We start from the raw sequence: 18,244 nt of genomic DNA on the forward strand, positions 1-18,244 counted from the left end.
AAGGGCGGACGGCGCGACCATCCACTCATTGCTGCCCATTTATCGCCATCGCCCGCGCCCCTGCAAGGCCGCCGGCCGCACACCTGCTCTACGGCTGCTTGAACGCGAACGGCGTCGCCGAGATCGCCTTCTGCTTGACGCAGGCCTGCGCACCAAAGCCGCCGCAATAGCTGCCATGCAGATCAAAGCGAACGGTTCGCGCAGCTCCGCGCTTCACCGGCGGGGCCACGATCGTGTAGCTGCGGACATAGCCATCGAACACCTTGCGCACGCTGCCGTCGGGCAGCGCGACCAGGATGTTCATGACGCAGCCGCCGGTTCCGCAATAGGTGGTCTCGCGATCTCCGCATTTGGTCTCGCTGAAATCGACGATGTAGTCGTCGCGTCCGTCACCGGTGAGGTCGATCCTGCGCACCGTACCAGGCGCGAAGGTCACCTCGCCGCCGTCCTGGCTGGCGCATTCCTCATTGGCGTAGCGCAGCGCCTGCTGCACGCCGGGCGGATAATCGGACGGATTGAAGGGCTTTGCATCCTCGGCACGCGCGGCGGAGGCGATCAGGGCGAGCAGAAGCAAGAGATGGCGCATGGGCGTTGGTCGCCGCTGCCGCTGCAACCGTTCAGGGAATTTTAAACATGATCAGCGCAACCTCGCTCAGTTCTCGCCGACAGAGTCCCGCATCATGGTCAAAGCGCCCGCCCTCCTCCTGTTGTCGCTGGCGCTCGCCGGATGTGCCGTTGGCCCTCAGGCGCATCTGGCGTCCGATTCCGCCTTCAGGCCCGGCCGCTTGGCTTGGGACGGCGCGGGTGAGGATCCCAATCGGCCGCGTGTCGCTTCGCAGCCGACGCGCAATCTGGCCCGATCCGAAGGCACCCGATCGCAGGCCGGTCTTCAGCCCCAATCGAAGGAATGGTGGCAAGCGCAGGACGCCAGCGAGGCCGAGCAGGATGCCCGGCTCAACCGCTCCCTCGTCATCTGCCAGGGATGCCTGCGTCCGCAACAGCCGCCCGAAGACTCCAGGCTCGCCAAAGCCGTCGATTGAACCGAACCGCGTTCACATCAGTCCATAGGGATGGACGCCGGCCGCTCCGGGCGGTCGTGCTCGGCACCTTCCCAGGACATCATTTCCAGGACATCCCATGCTCACCCGCCGCACCCTTGTCGCAGCCGCTCTGTTCGCCGGCATCGCGCCCGCCTTCGCCGAGACTCCGGCCGCGAGCGATCCCGTCGCGGTCCTGACCGCGATCTACACCCGTGCGGCCAAGGGCAAGGGCGATGGCGGCGGCGGCTTCGTCATCGAGAACAGGGCCGCGAAGGCCAAGTACCTCTCCAAGGGACTCGTCGCGCTGTGGGCCAAGGCGGATGCCCATACGCCGAAGGGCGATGTCGGGCCGGTCGATTTCGATCCGGTCACCAATTCGCAGGAACCGGACGTGAAATCCTTCAAGATTGACGCGGAGAAGATGGAAGCCGACAAGGCAACCATCGCGGTCACCATCACCAGCCATCGCAGCGACCGGAAACCCGCCGACCAGATCGTGCGTTACGACTTCGTGCGTGAGGCCAGCAGCTGGAAGATCGACGACATCAAGGGCTCCTCCGGCGGCGAGGCCTGGTCGATCCGCAAGATGCTGACGGACTCGCTGAAGAGCTGAGCGGAGACGACATGAGCGAAATCATCGACAACCGGGAGCATCACCGCTTCGAGCTCGAGGTCGACGGTCACCTCGCGACCGAGCATTACAAGCGCGACGGCAACATCATCACGTTCGAGCACACCGACGTGCCGAAGGAGCTCGGCGGCAAGGGCGTCGGCTCGAAGCTGGTGCAGGGCGCGCTCGACCAGGTCCGCGCCGCCGGATTGAAGCTGATCCCGCAATGCCCGTTCGTGAAGGCGTGGATCGAGAAGCATCCGGACTATGCGGATCTCGTGACGAGCTGAGCGTACAGGCCCGCCGCCTGCTGCCGACGGGCCTGCCGATATCTACGGCCTATTGTCCATGCCTGAGCATGTCCTGGTCGGTCATGTCCCAGTCCTGCCACAGCTGCAGCATGCCGAGCAGCACGAGCACGGCGCCAAGGCCGGTGTGATAGATGCGCAGAAAGCCCTCGCCGGAATAGCCGAGCACATAGGGCGAGCCGATCAGCCACAGCCCGACGAGGATCGTCGTCACCTCCTGCCAGCGCTGCAAGGCGACATATTCGAGCTGGCTGATGCCAAAGACGACCAGGCCGATTGCGACCGCATTCAGGATCACCGTCTGGTCGCCGGTGATCGCCGCATCCTGGACGGGAAACCATGGCGAAGCCACGATCATCGCGCCGAGCAGCATCCCGCACCAGTCTTCCCATGTCCGATGAGTATTCAAGAAACCAAAGTCCGACATCGTACCCTCCTATGACAGAGGCACACGTCGGCGGCTGGCGATCACGACACTCCGAATGTCTCAGCGACCCTGCCGGCCGCATTCGGACGTATGTCCTGGAAAGGACGTGGGAACCGCCGGCGGCGGCGCAAGACCGGACTTGAGGATTATTTCGACGACCAGCGGTATTCGGCGGTCATGAGCTACCGCATCACGGCTACAGCGCGCCGAGCTTCCGCAACGAGTCCTGCGCGGACGCAAGGCCGGGCTCCAGCTCCAGCGCCTTCCGGAGGTCGGCGATCGCGCCCTGCTTGTCACCGAGCCGCAGGCGGGCCTGCCCTCGATTATTCCAGGAATAGACGTCGGAAGGATCGTATTGCAGCGCCTTGTCGTAGTCGGACAGACCACCCTTGAAGTCACCCTGGAAGAGACGGATCATCCCGCGATTGCGCCAGCCGCGCGCGTCGGTCGGCGCGAGGCGGATGGCCTCGCCATAGTCTGCAGCAGCGCGACCGAGCTGTTCGCTGTCACGATAGACGTTGCCGCGATCGATATAAGCGAGCAGATCGGGCGCAAGCTTGATCCGCATCGTATAATCGGCGAGCGCGCGGGCCATGTCGCGCTTGCGGTAATAGACGAGACCGCGGTTGCTATGGGCCATGGCGTAATTCGGGGTGCGCTTGATCGCCGTATCGAAATCGGCCAAGGCGCCGTCGAGGTCGCCCTTGTTGAAGCGGGACTCGCCGCGATTGTTGTAGGCCATCGCCAGCGACGGATCGAGCTTGATGGCCTGGTCGTACTCGGCAATGGCACGATCATAGTCGCGCTTGAAGCTGTAGACGCGGCCGCGATTGTTGTAGGCACAGGCATAGTCCGGATCGAGCCTGACCGCCTCGTCGAGATCGGACAGCGCAGCCTCGAGCTCGCGCTTCTCGGTGAGGCCGTGGCCGCGGCTGCAATAGGCGCCGGCGAGCCGCTTGCCGGTCTCGCTTTTGGTGTCGATCACGGCGGAGCAGGCCTTGACCCGCGCGTCCGGTGTGCTGGCCAGCGCAAAGCAAGCCTCCCAGGCTGGACCGCCTTCGGCCGCAGCAGGGACCGGCGCGCTCGAAGCGAGTACAGCGAGCAGCGCGACGAGGCTGAGCCGGACACGCATTTTCGAGATATCTCCTCTGCGGCAACCTCCCTTGGTCGCACCTTGGCAAGGGCCGGTTCAGGCGCCTAGATCACTCAAGACACAGCGCTTCGAGGGGACCCGGCATGGCGGTACGCGACAACAAGGACAGGAGCCGCTTCGAGCTCGATGTCGGCAGCGAGGTCGCCTTCGCCAATTACCGGCTGAGCCCGACGGCGGTCATCATCACCCACACCGAGACGCCGCGCGCGCTGCGCGGCCGCGGCATCGGCTCCGAGCTGGTCAAGGGCGCGCTGGATCTGATCCGCCGCGACGGCAGGAAGGTGATCGCCGGCTGCGGCTTCGTCGTCGATTATCTCGACAGGCATCCGGAGGATGCGGATCTGGTCGCCTGAAGGCAAAAGGGCCCGCGAGAATCGCGGGCCCTTCCGGCACGACCGGCGTTCGGTCCGTGCTTGCGTTCAGTGCTTGATCTCCGGCGGCAGCTTGCCGCCATTGGCGGCGAGCTTGGACATCACCTGCTTGTGCAGCCAGACGTTCATGCTGGCGGAGTCGTTCATGTCGCCGGTGTAGCCGAGCTCCTTGGCGAGATCCTTGCGCGCAGCGAGGCTGGAATCGATGTCGAGCGCCTTCATCAGGTCGACGATCGAGGTGCGCCATTCGAGCTTCTCGCCCTTGTGCGCGGCCACCGCCTTGTCGACGATCGCCGCCACATCGACGGCGGCCATCGGCGCGGACGCCGGCGCTCCCGGCGCGGCACCTCCTGCGGGCGCACTACCCGGCGCTGCGCCACCGGCGGGCGCGGCGGAAGCCGGCTGGGTGCCAAAGATCGCGCTCATGATTTTCCCGAAAATGCTCATGTCTGCTCCCCGAAAAGGATCCGTTGGAAGGGCCTTGAGTGGCACTTATAGACCAAGTTACTGCGTTGCGCCCGCGAAGTTCCGCGAACCACTGCGCAGCATCAGCTTATCTGCGGCGAAATGACGACCGAATGACGTCGTCGAGGTTGCGCTGCGGCATCGAATCTCACCCAAGCGTGAGGGACAGGACTCGGAAATAGGCGTACGCTTCGCGTTCAGCTCGCGATGCCTTCCGGAATTCGCGTCTGGTCGGACTCGCTAAACTCAAGAATGGCGGCCGCTCGCGCCGTTTGCCGGCGCCGGATTCGGCCGCTCGGCAAGGGAGCTAGCGACCATGGCCACACTCTACCAGGGCAATGTCCCAACGATGGCCCAGCCCGCGGGCGCGGCTGGACCGGTGATCCGAACCATCCAGCTCTCCGATCTGCACGATGCGCTGAGGCGCGGCTGGGAAGACTTCAAGGCGGTGCCGAGCCACGCCATCATCCTGTGCGTGATCTACCCGCTGCTCGGCCTCGTGCTCGCCCGCGTGGTCATGGGCTATTCGGTGCTGCCGCTGTTGTTTCCGCTGGCCGCCGGTTTCGCCCTGATCGGTCCCTTCGCGGCACTCGGTCTCTATGAACTCTCCAGCCGGCGCGAACGCTATGAAGAAGCCAGCGCCTGGGACGCCATGGAAGTGCTGCGCTCGCCCTCCTTCGGGGCGATGCTCGGCCTCGGGACATTGCTGCTCGCTCTGTTCGTGACCTGGGTTGCGACCGCGCAGGCGATCTATGTCGCGGCGTTCGGGTATGAGGGCGTGACCGGCATGTCGGACTTCATGACGCGCGTGCTGACGACGCAGCAAGGCTGGTGGCTGATCGTGGTCGGCTGCGGTACTGGCTTCCTGTTCGCGCTCGCCGCGCTCTGTATCAGCGCCGTGTCGTTCCCGCTGATGCTGGACCGCCATGCCGGCGCGTTCGAGGCCATGAGCACCTCGCTGCGCGTCGTCGCCAGAAACCCGGTGCCGATGGCGGCCTGGGGCCTGATCGTGGCGGTGCTGCTCGCGCTCGGCACGATTCCGGCCTTCCTCGGCCTTGCCGTGGTGATCCCCCTGCTCGGCCATGCCACCTGGCATCTCTACCGCAAGGTGATCGTCTCGGAGCCCGGTGCACGTCCGGTGCCGCCCCCGCCGCAGCGTCCGCGCAAGCCCGCAGCAGACTTCCCGGCCAACCTCTTCCCCTGGCGTAACAAGACGGACGCCTGACGATATCGTGACATGCGATCCTGCCCCGGCTCGGGCAGGATCGCGACCGCGCGCACGCCTTGCTTTGGCCGCGGTTCCGACCGAGATTGCGTGCGCCGGCCAGATCGCTCACGGAATTCATTACCTCGAATGACCTCGACGATTTCTCGTCTCGCTCTCGCAGCCTTCGCCCTCTCCGCCTCAATCCTGTCCGCCCAGCCAGCCTTTGCCGCGGTTGCCTGCGGTTCGGGCAGTTTCGACGCCTGGCTTGCGGATTTCAAAACCGACGCCGCGGCGAAGGGAATCTCGCAGCAGGCCATCACCGCCGGGTTGGCCGGCGTGACGCTCGATCAGAGCGTGCTGAACCGTGACAAGTCGCAAAAGGTCTTCACCCAGACCTTCGAGGAGTTTTCCGGCCGCATGGTGCCGCCGCGCATGCAGCGCGGCTCCAACATGATGAAGCAATACGGCTCGGTGCTATCGCGCATCGAGCAGGCCTATGGCGTTCCCGGTGAGGTCCTGGTCGCGATCTGGGGCCTGGAGACCGATTTCGGCGTCAACACCGGCAAGTTCGCCACGATCCGCTCACTCGCAACGCTGGCCTATGACTGCCGGCGCGCCGAGCAGTTCCGCGCCGAGCTGATGGACGCGCTGCGTATCGTCCAGCGCGGCGATCTCGCGCCCGCCGAGATGAAGGGCGCCTGGGCCGGCGAACTCGGCCAGACCCAGTTCATGCCGTCGTCCTGGTTGAAATACGCCGTCGATTTCGACGGCAACGGCAAGCGCGATCTCCTGCACAATGCGCCGGACGTGCTGGCCTCCACCGCCAATTACCTCGCCGGCTACGGCTGGCAGAAGGGCAAGGACTGGCAGCCGGGCAGTCCCAATTTTGCGGTGCTGCAGCAGTGGAACAAGAGCGAGGTCTATTCCAAGACCGTCGCCTATTTCGCCACCCAGCTGGCACGCGCGCCGTAACTGCCCCCGACAAGACGCGTAGGGCCGATCGCAGCGCGACCGGCCCTCTCTTGCGCGCGTTTGCTTCCCGACGTTCTATTTGCCCATGGTGGCGTGCATCGCCTTGTTCAGGTGCATGCCGCAGGCGCCCATCTTGCCGTTGAGCAGCGAATCCTGCGCGGAGGCGATCTCCTTCTGGGCGACCGTCTTGCCGTCGCCGTCGGGCATGGCCTCGATCGCAGTTTCCGTCTTCTCCAGATTGGCCGAGCTGCAGCCGCCCATGGCGTGCTTGGCGGCCTGGGCCGGCGCAACGGCGAACGCGACGGTGGCAATGGCGATAACCCCGAGTAACTTCGTCATGACGTTACTTTCCTTCTCTTGTTCTTGAGACAGACCCCAGCGACATTGCCGGATTCTGCGAGACGACTTTCCTCCGGGCGCGGCAACTTGCCGCAATAAATTCCTCGCGAGAATTGCGTGATGTTGCGCGCCGCGCAGAGCGTCATGCGGAAATTCTGTTTTTCATTACATCCTTGTCATCAAGCCACACGCCCAGCGTGTGGGTGCTGCGCCGTCCCGAGGTGCGGAGCGGCCGGGGCAGGGCCTGGAATGGACCTCCCCCCACATTGCTGCGAAATTTGCTCCCGCCTTGAGAGGCCCTTCTCGGCTTTCACACTACAGGCTAAATAGTGAATATAGATTCATATTGACGAACCCCTGCGCATGCGATTCGCGCATGTCGGACTTGGGTCTAGAAGCTGGAAGAGCGACTTGCCGGCGACCGGCCCGCAACTTATTTCCGCGATGATCGAGATCAAAGGCCTCACGATAAACCCGTGAACTAACGGACACTTACCGTAATTCTCCGGCGATCTTGGGCAAGCTTTGGGCAGGAGCGCCTTTGCGTTAATCGTTCGTTACCACCGCTATGCGCCATTCGCTTAGCTGCATCGCAACATCGGAACTTTCGCACTGCACCACCTTCCCCTATATTCATTTCAACGATGAGGCTCGGGCAAGGGCTGAATCGAACTACAGGAGACTACCAATGCTGCTCTCGCTCATCCGCATGATCCAGGCCTTCCGGGACTATCAGCGCAATGTTGCCGAGCTGTCCCAGCTCAGCGATCGCGAATTGGCCGATATCGGCCTCGATCGCTCGGACATCCCGCGCGTTGCCGCCGGTCAGTACCAGGGCTGATATCGTTCAGCCCTCCACCGGAACGGACCGATAGCGCCCGCCTCGTGCGGGCGTTGTCGTTTCCGGAGGCAGAAAACTCGATCTCGGCGATTCCACTCCCCGCCGAAAAGCGCTACCTGTCCGCCCCATGACAGGACCCCATTCCAATAGTGTGCACGTGATCGGCGCCGGCCTTGCCGGCTCGGAAGCTGCCTGGCAGGTCGCGAAGGCCGGCGTGCCCGTGGTGCTGCACGAGATGCGGCCGACCCGCATGACCGAGGCGCATCGCACCGATGGGCTCGCCGAGCTCGTCTGTTCCAATTCGTTCCGCTCGGACGACGCCGCCAACAACGCCGTCGGCCTCTTGCATGCGGAGATGCGCCGGCTCGATTCGCTGATCATGCGGGCGGCCGACGCCAACCAGGTGCCCGCCGGCGGCGCGCTGGCGGTGGACCGCGACGGGTTCTCGGCGGCGGTGACCAAGGCCCTCAACGAACATCCCCTGATCGAGATCGCCCGCGGCGAGGTTTCAGGTCTGCCGCCGGCCGAGTGGAGCAACGTCATCGTTGCCACCGGCCCCCTCACCTCCGCCCCACTGGCCGATGCCATTCGCGAGCTCACGGACGAGAATGCGCTCGCCTTCTTCGACGCGATCGCGCCGATCGTTCATCGCGAATCCATCGACATGTCGGTGGCCTGGTTCCAGTCGCGCTACGACAAGGTCGGCCCCGGCGGCAACGGCGCCGACTACATCAACTGCCCGATGACCAAGGAGCAGTATGACGGGTTCGTCGCCGCGCTGATCGCGGGAGAAAAGACCGAATTCAAGGAGTGGGAAACCAACACGCCCTATTTCGACGGCTGCCTGCCGATCGAGGTGATGGCGGAGCGCGGCCCCGAGACGCTGCGCCACGGCCCGATGAAGCCGGTCGGCCTCACCAATCCGCACGATCCCACCACCAAGGCCTACGCGATCGTCCAGCTGCGCCAGGACAACAAGCTTGGCACGCTTTACAACATCGTCGGCTTCCAGACGAAATTGAAATACGGCGAGCAGCAGCGCATCTTCCGCACCATCCCCGGGCTCGAGAAAGCGGAGTTCGCCCGTCTCGGCGGCCTGCATCGCAACACCTTCCTCAACTCGCCGAAGCTGCTCGACAGTCAGTTGCGCCTGCGCGCGCAGCCGCGGCTGCGCTTTGCCGGCCAGATGACGGGCTGCGAGGGCTATGTCGAGTCCGCCAGCGTCGGGCTGATCACCGGCCTCTATGCGGCAGCGGATGCGCGCGGCGAGACGCTCGTCAGCCCGCCGGCGACGACCGCGCTGGGATCTCTGCTTGGCCACATCACCGGCGGCCATATCGAGACCATCGAGCCGGGCACCCGCTCGTTCCAGCCGATGAACATCAATTTCGGCCTGTTCCCGCCGCTCGCGAGCGTGCCGACCAAGAAGCCCGACGGCACGCGGCTGCGCGGCAACGAAAAGACGGTGGCCAAGAAGCAGGCGATGAGCGCGCGGGCGCTCGCCGATCTCGATCGCTGGATCGCCGATCACCTGCGCATCGCCGCCGCTGCGTGAGTTCAAGATGAGCCTCCCCAAAGACGACGCCGCGACGCTGTCGGCGCGCTGGACCGAGGGCGTGCTGCTCAAGCGCGACGTGTTCTCGACCGTCGAGCGCGGCCGCTTCAGCGGCGAGACCGGCGAGGTCGATGCGGTGCTGCGCCGGCTCGACGAGGTGCCGTGGTGGTCATTCCTGCTGGCGCGCCATCTGTTCGCCCGCGAGAAGCATGCACTGCGGCTCGCCAAGGGCCTGAACGTCGGCCCCGAGTTGCTATGGGCCGGACGCCGTGCGCTGGTACGCGGCTTCGTCGACGGTGTCGCGCTGCATCTGGCAAAGCCGCACGGCGACCTCGCCTATTTCCGCTCGGCCAAGGCGGCTTTGCGCCGGCTGCGCCGCGCCGGCATCTGCCACAACGATCTTGCCAAGGAACAGAACTGGCTGGTCGGCCGCGACGGCCGCGCCTATGTCACCGACTTCCAGCTCGCCGCGTGCTTCAACAGACGCGGCCGGCTTTATCGCATCCTCGCTTACGAAGACCTCCGGCATCTGCTCAAGCACAAGCGCTCCTATGCGCCCGATGCACTGACCCCGCGCGAGCGAAAAATCCTCGCCAAGAAGTCGTTCGCCGCGAGCCTGTGGCTCGCCACCGGCAAGAAGGTCTACCGCGCCATCACCCGCGGGCTGTTCAACTTCACCGACCGCGAGGGCGGCGGCCGCAGGCTGGTCAACGATGCGCCGGTGCTGACCGAGTTGATCCGCAAGAATCCCGCCGTACGCGATACCGCCATCGTTGCTTTTGCCGACCGTCGCTCCGGCGTCGGGCTCTACGCCTTCGTCGAAGCCGATCAGGCCACGCTCGAAGGCCAGTTGCGGAACGACCTTTCTGCCGCCAAGGGGCCGAAACCGCCGGAACACATCCAGGTGGTGCACGCGCTGCCACGCGACGCCAGCGGCAAGCCGCGCACCGAGATCCTGCAGCTGGTTGCCATGAACCAGCTCGACCTGATCGAGCCGATGATGAAGAACGACCAGGACCGCGCGTTCCTCAAGGACATTCTGGAACAGCGCAAGAACCTGCGCGACCGCTTCAATTTCGAGGCGGACCTGCCGACGAGCTGACGGGCCGCCGCGCCTTGAAGCGTCCACATTGGCGATAGAGAAGCGGTCGGAGAATTGGGGGCGGTGGAGTCATGCGCAGGCAGTGGATAATGACGCGTGGTGGGATTGGCGCAATGATCGCCGGCCTTCTGCTGCTCAACGCCACAGCCGCGATGGCGGACTCACCGGCCGAGCTGATCTCGAGCTTCCGCCTCAAGCACGGCGAAGTCCGCGTCGTGCGCGATTCAACCCTCGACCGCATCGCCATGGACCAGGCCCGCGCGATGGCGGCGAAGGACGACCTCAGTCACGATGCGCTCGGCCCCTTCAACCGCCGCGTCGCGCCGGCCGGCGCCGGCCGCGCCGCCGAGAACATCGCCTACGGCTACGACAATTTCGAGAAGACGCTGGGACAGTGGATCGACTCGTCCGGGCACCGCAAGAACCTGTTACTGCACAACGCCTCCCGCGTCGGCATCGCCAGCGCCAAGAACGCCAGCGGCAAGCGCACCTATTGGGCCATGGTGATCGCGGGCGATTACGAGCCGAAGGGCAAAGGCAAGAAAAAGGACAAGGAGCCCCTCGTTGCCGTGAAACGCGAGGCGACGCCCGCGAGCAAGCCGAAGCCCAGCAATTGTCACGTCAAGCTGCTCGGTCTCTGCATCTGAGCCGCGCCAGCCCATCTTGCTCGCGCTTGGCAACGCGCCTAATCCATGCACGAGATCGCAACAAGCGGAGGCGTGAGTGATCGACCTCGACCGAATACGCGCCGACACGCCAGCCGCCTCCCGGCTTGTATACCTCCACAACGCGGGCGCGGCCCTGATGCCTGCGCCTGTCGTCACGGCGATGAAGGGACACATCGACCTCGAGACTGAAATCGGCGGCTATGCCGCCGCCGACCGCGAGTCCGATCGGCTCGACGCGGTCTACGGTTCGGTGGCACGCCTGCTCAATGCAGCACCCGACGAGATCGCGCTGGTGGAGAACGCGACGGTCGCCTGGCAGATGGCGTTCTATTCGCTTGCGTTTCGCAAGGGCGACCGGATCCTGACCGCCGAGGCCGAATACGCCGCCAACTATGTCGCCTTTCTTCAGGTCGCCAAGCGCACGGGCGCCGTCATCGACGTGGTGCGGAGCGATGCCAGCGGTGAGCTCGACGTCGACGCGCTCGAGCGGATGATCGACGAACGGGTGAAACTGATCGCGATCACCTGGGTTCCGACCAATGGCGGGCTGGTCAATCCGGCCGCGGCGATCGGCAAGATCGCGCGGGCGCACGGTATTCCCTATCTGCTCGACGCCTGCCAGGCGGTCGGCCAGATGGCGGTCGACGTCGAGGCCATCGGCTGCGACATGCTGTCGGCCACGGGACGCAAATTCCTGCGCGGCCCGCGCGGCACCGGCTTTCTCTACGTCCGCCGGGCGCTGCTGCAACGGCTCGAGCCGCCGATGATCGATCACTTCGCCGCGCCATGGGTCTCACGCGATGAATATCGGCTACGCGACGATGCCCGCCGCTTCGAGACCTGGGAGAACAATTACGCGGCCCGGCTCGGGCTCGGCGCGGCTGTCGACTACGCGCTCGATATCGGCATCGCTCCGATCGAACAGCGCTGCCGCATGCTTGCCGGCCGGCTTCGCAATGGCCTTGCGACCGTTTCCGGCGTCACCATGCGCGATCTCGGACGCGCCCCCGGAGCCATCGTCAGCTTCACGATGGACGGGCACGAGGCGGACACCATTGTCGCCAGCGCCGCTGCAGCCGGCATCACGATCGGCGCATCCGATCCGTCGAGCACGCGCATCGATGCCGAGCTTCGCGCGTTGCCGCATGTCGTGCGGGCATCACCGCATTATTACAACACGGAAGCCGAGATCGACCGGCTGATCGCGCATCTGGCGGGTTTGGCGCGGCGGTAGACTGCGCGCCGCTCAGGTGCAGCGGGCGCTCAATCCGGATGCGCTGAGCCTGGCCATCACCTCGTCGAGATGAGCGGCATCGCGGGTCTCGATGACGAGCTGCAGCAGCGTCGCCTTGGCCGGCAGCTCGGAAAAGGTCCGCTGGTGCGAGACCTCGATGATGTTGGCACCGGCCTCGGCGAGCAGCGCGGCCACCGCGGCCAGTTGTCCGGGTCTGTCGGGGATATCGAGCGAGAGCTGGGTCAAGCGCCCTTCGCGCGCGAGCTCGCGCGTGAGGACGGATGCGATCAGCCGCGTATCGATATTGCCGCCGCTCAGGACGAGACCGACCTTATGCCCGGCGAAGCGGGTCGGATCGGACATCAGCGCAGCGAGGCCGGCGGCGCCGGCGCCCTCCACCACCGTCTTCTCGATCGAGATCAGGGTCGCGACGGCGCGCTCGAGCTCGGCTTCGTTGACGAGCGCAATGTCGTCGACGAGGCGGCGGACGATCTCGGTGGTGATCTTGCCGGGCGATTTGACCGCGATGCCTTCCGCGAGCGTATCGCCGCGCGCCGGCAGATTGCCGTCATGGATGGCGTTGTACATCGAGGGATAGAGCCAGGCCTCGACGCCCAAAATCCGCAGCGACGGCTTGATCGCTTTCGCCGCGATGGCGATGCCGCTGATCAGGCCGCCGCCTCCGATCGGGACGACCAGCGTATCGAGTTCCGGCACCGCTCTCATCATCTCCAGCCCGACGGTGCCCTGCCCTGCGATCACGAGCGGATCGTCGTAGGGGTGGACGAAGATCATGCCCCTCGCTTCGCCGTGGCTGCGCGCGAACGCGGCCGCCTCCTCCAGCGTCGCGCCGGTGACGACCACTTCCGCGCCGTGATGCCTGGTGTTCTCGACCTTCACCATCGGCGTGCCGACCGGCATCACGATGGTGGCGGGAATGCCGAGCCGCTTGGCGTGATAGGCAACACCCTGCGCGTGGTTGCCGGCGGACATGGCGATGACGCCGCGCGCGCGCTCCTCGGCCGTCAGCGCGGTCAGGCGGTTGAGTGCGCCGCGCTCCTTGAAGGACGAGGTGAACTGGAGGTTCTCGAATTTCAGCCAGATCTCGCAGCCGCAGATGCCGCTCAGCGTGCGACTGTAGCTGCAGGGCGTCTCGACGACGGCCCCGCGGATGGTGTCGGCCGCGGCCTGAATGTCGCTTGGCGCGACCGGAAAGCCGCTCAGGTCCGGCGATGTGGTTTGGGACAACTCAGTCATAGGACAGCATAGAGCATCCGGCGGTTCGAGGCGATAAGCCAGCCGCTATTTGGTAAATTCTCGGGAACGTGAAGCCCGCCACAGCGTCCAGAGCGTGCGCAGCCGCGACGTCGGCTGCGGCGCGAACGGATTGCGGCCGGGCTGCGACAGGCGCTTCAGATCGGCCCTGACCTGGCTCAGCGGCAGGAACGCCGGATGCACCGCTGCCGGCACCTCCGCCAGCAGCGACAAGGCTGCGGTCAAATGCTGCTGCGCCTCCCCCGTGAGCTGCTCCAGCACGGCACGCAGGTTTGCCGTGTCCCTGCCGGCAAACACATCCTCCATTTCACAGCCATGGCTCGCCAGGACCTGCTGCGGCAGGAAGAGCTGCCGGTGCGATGCATCGCGCGGCAGGTTCGTGATGATCTGCACGATGCCCTGCGCCAGCCCGGCATGGCGGGCGAGATGCTCGATCGCTTCCGATGACGGCGCCAAAACCTGCGCGGCGAGACCGAACAGCGCCGATGAGGTCGCGGCCAGATAGCCCTCCAGCGCGGCCATGGTCGGCATCGGGTCGTTGTAAAGGTCGAACTGGTGCTCGTCGACCAGCAGCGAGAGCGGCTCGACGGGCAGGTCGAAATCGCGGATCGCGCGCAAAAGCTCGGCCGCGACCGGATTGCCCTCGGCACTGCCGTGGACGAGGCCCGAGAACAGATCGGTCCACCATTGAAAGCGGATCTCGCCGGGCAAGGGCTGGCTCACCTGGTCGCGGACGCGGACGATCTCGACATTGAAGGCGTAGAGCGCCAGCAGCGCACGGCGCTCGGCGGCGGGCGCGAACAGGGTCGCGGCATAGCGCGGGAAGTCGTGGCTGCGCACGAGATCGGCGCAGAAGGAAACGTTGTCCGGCGGCGGCGCGGCACTGCTCATGTGCTGTTCAGGGCACCGCGATCAGCGCAGCCGCGACCCGCCGCCGTTCACCGATCATGATGTTGTAGGTGCGCACCGCGGGGCCGGTCTGCATCGTGTCCAGCACCACCCTCACCGCTTTGAGCGCCTGGCGCAGCTCCGGCGGCGGCAGCCAGAGCCCGGTCCCGGTGCCGATCAGGAGCGTGTCGATGCCACCCGCGGCTGCGAACACCCGGTCCAGGGAATAGCGGTCGATCTTCGCGGGATCCGTCACGTCCCAGGCCCAGATCGCCTCGGGCAGGCACAGCAGCGAGCCCCGGTGCGACATGCCGGCGAAGACAAAGCCGCCCTTGCCATAGGCCTCGATCGGCGCCGAGCGCGGGAAATGCGGTGCGTTGGGATCGCCGGCCATATGCCTCGCCCGAATGAGCCTACCGCCCTCGCAAACGCCTGCGAGGGCATGCGGTTCGGATCATGCCTTGCTTTTCTTCGCCGGCGCAGCCTCGTCCTTCGCATCCTCGCGGTGCTCGCCGACGCCGAGATAGATCAGGATCGGCGCTGCGATGAAGATCGAGGTATAGGTGCCGACCAGCACCACGCCGAACATCATCACCGCGGTGAAGCTGTGGATGGCGTGACCACCGAACAGGAGCAGCGCCAGCAGCGCCAGCGTCACCGTGAAATGGGTGATGATCGAGCGCGACAGCGTCGAGTTGATGGACTCGTTGAGCAGCTGCGGCATCGGCATCTTCTTGTAGCGACGCAGCATTTCGCGGATACGGTCGTAGATGACGACGGTGTCGTTGAGCGAATAGCCCAGAATGGTCAAAAGCGCCGCGATACTGGTCAGGTCGAAATCGACCTGGCTGATCGACATGAAGCCGATCGTCAGCACGATGTCGTGCACGTTGGCGATCATGGCGCCCAGCGCGAACTGCCATTCGAATCGGAACCAGAGATAGATCAGGATCGAGACGATCGCGAGCATCAGGCCGAGCATGCCGTAGGCCAAGAGCTCGCCGGCGACGCGCGGACCGAGCACCTCGACGCGGCGGTACTCAATGGAATCACCGAGCGCGGTGCGGACCTTCTGTACGGCGTCCTGCTGCGCCTTGTCGCCGCCGGGCTGCTCGGCAACCCGGATCAGGACGTTCTCGGGACCGCCGAACTGCTGTAGCTGGATTTCGCCGAGCCGCAAGCCCTCCAGCGTCGTGCGCATCGCCGCGATGTCAGCGGCGCCGGACTTGGCCCGCACCTCCAGCAGCGTGCCGCCCTTGAAGTCGATACCGAGGTTCAGGCCGTGGGTGAAGAACAGCGTGATCGCGACGATCGACAGCGCTGCCGAGATCGGGAAGCTGATGCGGCGGAAGCGCGTGAAGTCGAAATGCGTATCGTCAGGAACGATGCGCAACGACGGCAACAGGCCAAGGGCCGCGACCACGGTGAGAATGGCGATGAGGACGCCGAGCCCGATGAGAACGGTGTGAGTCACGATCAGGCTCCTAGATCGGCACGCTCTGCGGCCGCTTCCACCGTACCCACCAGGCCACGATCAGCCGGGTCATGGTGAAGGCGGTGAACACCGTGGTGATGATGCCGATGCCGAGCGTCACGGCAAAGCCGCGCACCGGGCCGGTGCCGATGTAGAACAGCACCGCGGCGGCAATGAAGGTCGTAATGTTGGAATCGAGGATGGTCGCCAGCGCCCGCTTGAATCCGGCGTCGATCGCCGAGATCGCGTTGCGGCCGCCGCGCAGCTCCTCGCGGATGCGCTCGTAGATCAGCACGTTGGAGTCCACCGCGATGCCGACGGTGAGCACGATGCCGGCGATGCCGGGCAGCGTCAGCGTGGCGTTGAGCAGCGACAACAGGCCGAAGATCATGGCGACGTTGATGGCCACAGCGATATTGGCGAACACGCCGAACAGCCGGTAGGTCAGCAGCATGAAGACGATGACGAGGATCGAGCCGACATAGGCGGCCAGTTCGCCCTTCTCGATCGAGTCCTGGCCGAGGCCCGGACCGACGGTGCGCTCCTCGACCACGGTCAGCGGCGCCGGCAGTGCGCCGGCGCGCATCAGGATTGCGAGATCATTGGCGGACTGGACCGTGAAGCTGCCGGAGATCTGTCCCTGCCCGCCCGTGATGGGCTCGTTGATCCTGGGCGCGGAGATCACCTTGTTGTCGAGCACGATCGCGAAGGGCAGCCCGACATTCTCTTGCGTGGCCTGCGCGAACTTGCGCGCGCCCGACGTATTGAACTTGAAGCTGACGACCGGCTCACTCGTACGCTGGTCGAAGGTCGCCTGGGCGTCGATCAGATCGCCGCCGGCAACCAGCACCTGCTTCTTGACCACATAAGGCGTCGGCGGCGGCGACGCGCTCATCAGCAACTCGGAGTCCGGCGGCAACCTGCCCGCTTGCGCCTGGTCCGGCGACACGGTCGTGTCGACCATGCGGAATTCCATCTTCGCGGTCTCGCCGAGCAGCTTCTTCAGGCGCGTCGGATCCTGAAGACCCGGGACCTGCACCAGGATGCGGTCGTTGCCCTGGCGCTGGATCACGGGCTCGACGGTGCCGAGCTCGTTGACGCGGCGCTCGACGATCTGGATCGACTGCTCGATGGTCTTGCGCATGCGGTCGAGCATCGCGGCCTGCGGGACGGTCAGGCGGATCACGCCGCCGGCCTCGCTCACCTCGAGATCGCGCTGACCGCTGGATCCCATCAGGCCGCCCAGCGGCTGGGAGAGTTCGCGCAGCTTGGCGAGCGCAGCCTGAACGTCGGTCTCCTTGGTGATGCGAACTTCGGCTGCGTCATTGCGGACGACCACGCCGCCGGTGAAGCCGATCTTGGCATCGCGCAGGGCGCGGCGCACGTCGTCGCGGACCTGGTCGAGCCGCTCCTTCTTCACGTAGTTGGAATCGACCTCGAGCAGCAGATAGGAGCCGCCCTGAAGGTCGAGGCCGAGCACGAGCCGCCGCTGCGCCCAGGCGGGCCAGGTCTTGACCTGCGCCTCGGGGAAGAAGTTCGGGACCGCGCAGAGGCACACGATCAGCGCCGTCAGGATGATCCCGAGCGCCTTCCACCGCGTGAAATACAACATCGACTGGACCTGTCAGATGGGGAGACTTGAGATGCTCGCGGACGCGCTCACTTCGAGGCGGCGTCGTCCTTGGCGGCTTCCTTGCTATCCTTGGATTCCTTGGCCGGCTCGCCCTTGGCGCGCACGCCCGAGATCATCTGGCGCATCTGCCGCACCCGCACACCGTCGGAAATCTCAAACTCGATCTGGTCGTCGTCGACGACCTTGGTGACCTTGCCGACGAGGCCGCCCGAGGTCACGACGGTGTCGCCGCGACGGATGTTCTTCACGAGGTCGGCGTGATCCTTCACCTTCTTCTGCTGCGGACGCAGAATCAGGAAGTACATGATCACGAAGATCAGGGCGAACGGCAGCAGCGACATCAACATGCTGTTGGTGTCACCGGCGCCCGCGGCCTGGGCATACGCAGGGGTAATGAACATTCGGACGATCCTCGTGAGAACGGGGGAAAAGCCGGTCAGGCCCTCAAAGGCGACCGGCTCGGTCAAATTCGCGCGGACTATAGCGGCCATTGCCCCAATTGCAACGCTGCCAGACCGGCGATTTGGCCACCTTGCGGCGCACCGTCAGGCCCGATAAGGCTGCATTCTCAGGAACTTCGGACATGCCCAAAAACCTCAGCAAAAGCCCGGCCGGCAAAGGCCCCCGCACCCCTGCCCGCCCGCCCGCCCCCGTCGCGGCAAAACGCCCCAAGGGGGCTTCC

23 protein-coding genes are annotated in these 18,244 nt (G+C 65.4%); 11 read left to right on the plus strand and 12 right to left on the minus strand.

Going from position 1 to position 18,244, the window contains the following annotated elements:
- Positions 1-88: 88 nt before the first annotated feature.
- Entirely contained in the window at positions 89-586 is a 498-nt protein-coding gene (locus TSA1_RS01900) for a hypothetical protein (RefSeq protein ID WP_100174850.1), read from the minus strand.
- Between TSA1_RS01900 and TSA1_RS01905 the strand changes: the two genes are divergently transcribed.
- The 3 genes from TSA1_RS01905 to TSA1_RS01915 all read left to right on the plus strand — a co-directional run bounded on the left by TSA1_RS01905 (position 585) and on the right by TSA1_RS01915 (position 1,940).
- The gene (locus TSA1_RS01905) at positions 585-1,040 is read left to right on the plus strand and encodes a hypothetical protein (RefSeq protein WP_245448074.1); all 456 of its coding nucleotides are present in this window, start codon (positions 585-587) and stop codon (positions 1,038-1,040) included. The two genes, TSA1_RS01900 and TSA1_RS01905, sit on opposite strands and share 2 nt — an antisense overlap.
- A 97-nt stretch (positions 1,041-1,137) precedes the next feature.
- Complete coding sequence (locus TSA1_RS01910; RefSeq protein ID WP_100174852.1) at positions 1,138-1,653, plus strand: DUF3828 domain-containing protein; 516 nt, start codon at positions 1,138-1,140, stop codon at positions 1,651-1,653.
- 11 nt (positions 1,654-1,664) lie between these two features.
- Positions 1,665-1,940: a GNAT family N-acetyltransferase gene (locus TSA1_RS01915; RefSeq protein WP_100174853.1), complete on the plus strand. Its 276-nt coding sequence runs from the start codon at positions 1,665-1,667 to the stop codon at positions 1,938-1,940.
- A gap of 49 nt (positions 1,941-1,989) precedes the next feature.
- Here TSA1_RS01915 and TSA1_RS01920 read toward each other — a convergent pair whose 3' ends face one another.
- Positions 1,990-2,385, minus strand: a complete 396-nt coding sequence (locus TSA1_RS01920) for an SPW repeat protein (protein ID WP_100174854.1) — start codon at positions 2,383-2,385, stop codon at positions 1,990-1,992.
- 196 nt (positions 2,386-2,581) lie between these two features.
- On the minus strand, positions 2,582-3,517 hold the full coding sequence (locus tag TSA1_RS01925; RefSeq protein WP_100174855.1) for a tetratricopeptide repeat protein: 936 nt from the start codon (positions 3,515-3,517) through the stop codon (positions 2,582-2,584).
- Between the two features lie 104 nt (positions 3,518-3,621).
- On the opposite strand from TSA1_RS01925, the gene TSA1_RS01930 reads away from it, so the two are divergent.
- Entirely contained in the window at positions 3,622-3,891 is a 270-nt protein-coding gene (locus TSA1_RS01930) for a GNAT family N-acetyltransferase (protein WP_100174856.1), read from the plus strand.
- Positions 3,892-3,957: 66 nt separating this feature from the next.
- Here TSA1_RS01930 and TSA1_RS01935 read toward each other — a convergent pair whose 3' ends face one another.
- Positions 3,958-4,356, minus strand: coding sequence for a DUF3597 domain-containing protein (locus TSA1_RS01935; RefSeq protein ID WP_174718694.1), 399 nt, complete (start codon positions 4,354-4,356; stop codon positions 3,958-3,960).
- A 334-nt stretch (positions 4,357-4,690) separates the two neighbouring features.
- Between TSA1_RS01935 and TSA1_RS01940 the strand changes: the two genes are divergently transcribed.
- Positions 4,691-5,599, plus strand: a complete 909-nt coding sequence (locus TSA1_RS01940) for a DUF2189 domain-containing protein (protein ID WP_100174858.1) — start codon at positions 4,691-4,693, stop codon at positions 5,597-5,599.
- Positions 5,600-5,728: 129 nt separating this feature from the next.
- Positions 5,729-6,553, plus strand: coding sequence for a lytic murein transglycosylase (locus tag TSA1_RS01945; RefSeq protein ID WP_100174859.1), 825 nt, complete (start codon positions 5,729-5,731; stop codon positions 6,551-6,553).
- A gap of 75 nt (positions 6,554-6,628) precedes the next feature.
- Here TSA1_RS01945 and TSA1_RS01950 read toward each other — a convergent pair whose 3' ends face one another.
- On the minus strand, positions 6,629-6,892 hold the full coding sequence (locus TSA1_RS01950) for a hypothetical protein (protein ID WP_100174860.1): 264 nt from the start codon (positions 6,890-6,892) through the stop codon (positions 6,629-6,631).
- A 688-nt stretch (positions 6,893-7,580) separates the two neighbouring features.
- Between TSA1_RS01950 and TSA1_RS01955 the strand changes: the two genes are divergently transcribed.
- The 5 genes from TSA1_RS01955 (at position 7,581) to TSA1_RS01975 (ending at position 12,292) form a co-directional block, all read left to right on the plus strand.
- A complete protein-coding gene (locus tag TSA1_RS01955) occupies positions 7,581-7,733 on the plus strand; it encodes a DUF1127 domain-containing protein (RefSeq protein ID WP_007590701.1) in 153 nt (50 codons plus the stop codon).
- Positions 7,734-7,860: 127 nt separating this feature from the next.
- Positions 7,861-9,288 (plus strand): methylenetetrahydrofolate--tRNA-(uracil(54)-C(5))-methyltransferase (FADH(2)-oxidizing) TrmFO, encoded by a 1,428-nt coding sequence (gene trmFO, locus TSA1_RS01960; RefSeq protein ID WP_100174861.1) that lies wholly within the window; start codon positions 7,861-7,863, stop codon positions 9,286-9,288.
- Between the two features lie 7 nt (positions 9,289-9,295).
- On the plus strand, positions 9,296-10,390 hold the full coding sequence (locus tag TSA1_RS01965) for a serine/threonine protein kinase (RefSeq protein ID WP_174718695.1): 1,095 nt from the start codon (positions 9,296-9,298) through the stop codon (positions 10,388-10,390).
- Positions 10,391-10,503: 113 nt separating this feature from the next.
- Entirely contained in the window at positions 10,504-11,037 is a 534-nt protein-coding gene (locus TSA1_RS01970; protein ID WP_245448078.1) for a CAP domain-containing protein, read from the plus strand.
- Between the two features lie 76 nt (positions 11,038-11,113).
- A complete protein-coding gene (locus TSA1_RS01975; RefSeq protein ID WP_100174864.1) occupies positions 11,114-12,292 on the plus strand; it encodes an aminotransferase class V-fold PLP-dependent enzyme in 1,179 nt (392 codons plus the stop codon).
- 12 nt (positions 12,293-12,304) lie between these two features.
- On the opposite strand, the gene TSA1_RS01980 is transcribed toward TSA1_RS01975, so the two are convergent.
- The 7 genes from TSA1_RS01980 to TSA1_RS40895 form a co-directional block, all read right to left on the minus strand.
- Positions 12,305-13,549 (minus strand): threonine ammonia-lyase, encoded by a 1,245-nt coding sequence (locus TSA1_RS01980; protein WP_100174865.1) that lies wholly within the window; start codon positions 13,547-13,549, stop codon positions 12,305-12,307.
- A gap of 45 nt (positions 13,550-13,594) precedes the next feature.
- Positions 13,595-14,458 (minus strand): phytoene/squalene synthase family protein, encoded by an 864-nt coding sequence (locus TSA1_RS01985; RefSeq protein ID WP_100174866.1) that lies wholly within the window; start codon positions 14,456-14,458, stop codon positions 13,595-13,597.
- Between the two features lie 7 nt (positions 14,459-14,465).
- Positions 14,466-14,849 (minus strand): Mth938-like domain-containing protein, encoded by a 384-nt coding sequence (locus TSA1_RS01990; RefSeq protein WP_100174867.1) that lies wholly within the window; start codon positions 14,847-14,849, stop codon positions 14,466-14,468.
- Between the two features lie 60 nt (positions 14,850-14,909).
- A complete protein-coding gene (gene secF, locus TSA1_RS01995) occupies positions 14,910-15,929 on the minus strand; it encodes a protein translocase subunit SecF (RefSeq protein WP_100174868.1) in 1,020 nt (339 codons plus the stop codon).
- 10 nt (positions 15,930-15,939) lie between these two features.
- Complete coding sequence (gene secD, locus TSA1_RS02000) at positions 15,940-17,541, minus strand: protein translocase subunit SecD (RefSeq protein ID WP_100174869.1); 1,602 nt, start codon at positions 17,539-17,541, stop codon at positions 15,940-15,942.
- A gap of 47 nt (positions 17,542-17,588) precedes the next feature.
- On the minus strand, positions 17,589-17,963 hold the full coding sequence (gene yajC, locus TSA1_RS02005) for a preprotein translocase subunit YajC (RefSeq protein ID WP_100180922.1): 375 nt from the start codon (positions 17,961-17,963) through the stop codon (positions 17,589-17,591).
- Between the two features lie 43 nt (positions 17,964-18,006).
- A partial coding sequence (locus tag TSA1_RS40895; RefSeq protein ID WP_210421879.1) for a hypothetical protein occupies positions 18,007-18,244 on the minus strand: 238 nt, incomplete at its 5' end.

The organism is Bradyrhizobium nitroreducens, from assembly GCF_002776695.1.
GTDB classification, from domain to species: domain Bacteria; phylum Pseudomonadota; class Alphaproteobacteria; order Rhizobiales; family Xanthobacteraceae; genus Bradyrhizobium; species Bradyrhizobium nitroreducens.

Excerpts from the sequence above, each read along its gene's own strand:
- TSA1_RS01905 (WP_245448074.1), top strand. The coding sequence starts at position 585 with ATGGGCGTTGGTCGCCGCTGCCGCTGCAACCGTTCAGGGAATTTTAAA.
- TSA1_RS01900 (WP_100174850.1), bottom strand. The coding sequence starts at position 586 with ATGCGCCATCTCTTGCTTCTGCTCGCCCTGATCGCCTCCGCCGCGCGT.
- TSA1_RS01910 (WP_100174852.1), top strand. The coding sequence starts at position 1,138 with ATGCTCACCCGCCGCACCCTTGTCGCAGCCGCTCTGTTCGCCGGCATC.
- TSA1_RS01915 (WP_100174853.1), top strand. The coding sequence starts at position 1,665 with ATGAGCGAAATCATCGACAACCGGGAGCATCACCGCTTCGAGCTCGAG.
- TSA1_RS01920 (WP_100174854.1), bottom strand. The coding sequence starts at position 2,385 with ATGTCGGACTTTGGTTTCTTGAATACTCATCGGACATGGGAAGACTGG.
- TSA1_RS01925 (WP_100174855.1), bottom strand. The coding sequence starts at position 3,517 with ATGCGTGTCCGGCTCAGCCTCGTCGCGCTGCTCGCTGTACTCGCTTCG.
- TSA1_RS01930 (WP_100174856.1), top strand. The coding sequence starts at position 3,622 with ATGGCGGTACGCGACAACAAGGACAGGAGCCGCTTCGAGCTCGATGTC.
- TSA1_RS01935 (WP_174718694.1), bottom strand. The coding sequence starts at position 4,356 with ATGAGCATTTTCGGGAAAATCATGAGCGCGATCTTTGGCACCCAGCCG.
- TSA1_RS01940 (WP_100174858.1), top strand. The coding sequence starts at position 4,691 with ATGGCCACACTCTACCAGGGCAATGTCCCAACGATGGCCCAGCCCGCG.
- TSA1_RS01945 (WP_100174859.1), top strand. The coding sequence starts at position 5,729 with ATGACCTCGACGATTTCTCGTCTCGCTCTCGCAGCCTTCGCCCTCTCC.
- TSA1_RS01950 (WP_100174860.1), bottom strand. The coding sequence starts at position 6,892 with ATGACGAAGTTACTCGGGGTTATCGCCATTGCCACCGTCGCGTTCGCC.
- TSA1_RS01955 (WP_007590701.1), top strand. The coding sequence starts at position 7,581 with ATGCTGCTCTCGCTCATCCGCATGATCCAGGCCTTCCGGGACTATCAG.
- trmFO (WP_100174861.1), top strand. The coding sequence starts at position 7,861 with ATGACAGGACCCCATTCCAATAGTGTGCACGTGATCGGCGCCGGCCTT.
- TSA1_RS01965 (WP_174718695.1), top strand. The coding sequence starts at position 9,296 with ATGAGCCTCCCCAAAGACGACGCCGCGACGCTGTCGGCGCGCTGGACC.
- TSA1_RS01970 (WP_245448078.1), top strand. The coding sequence starts at position 10,504 with ATGATCGCCGGCCTTCTGCTGCTCAACGCCACAGCCGCGATGGCGGAC.
- TSA1_RS01980 (WP_100174865.1), bottom strand. The coding sequence starts at position 13,549 with ATGACTGAGTTGTCCCAAACCACATCGCCGGACCTGAGCGGCTTTCCG.
- TSA1_RS01985 (WP_100174866.1), bottom strand. The coding sequence starts at position 14,458 with ATGAGCAGTGCCGCGCCGCCGCCGGACAACGTTTCCTTCTGCGCCGAT.
- TSA1_RS01990 (WP_100174867.1), bottom strand. The coding sequence starts at position 14,849 with ATGGCCGGCGATCCCAACGCACCGCATTTCCCGCGCTCGGCGCCGATC.
- secD (WP_100174869.1), bottom strand. The coding sequence starts at position 17,541 with ATGTTGTATTTCACGCGGTGGAAGGCGCTCGGGATCATCCTGACGGCG.
- yajC (WP_100180922.1), bottom strand. The coding sequence starts at position 17,963 with ATGTTCATTACCCCTGCGTATGCCCAGGCCGCGGGCGCCGGTGACACC.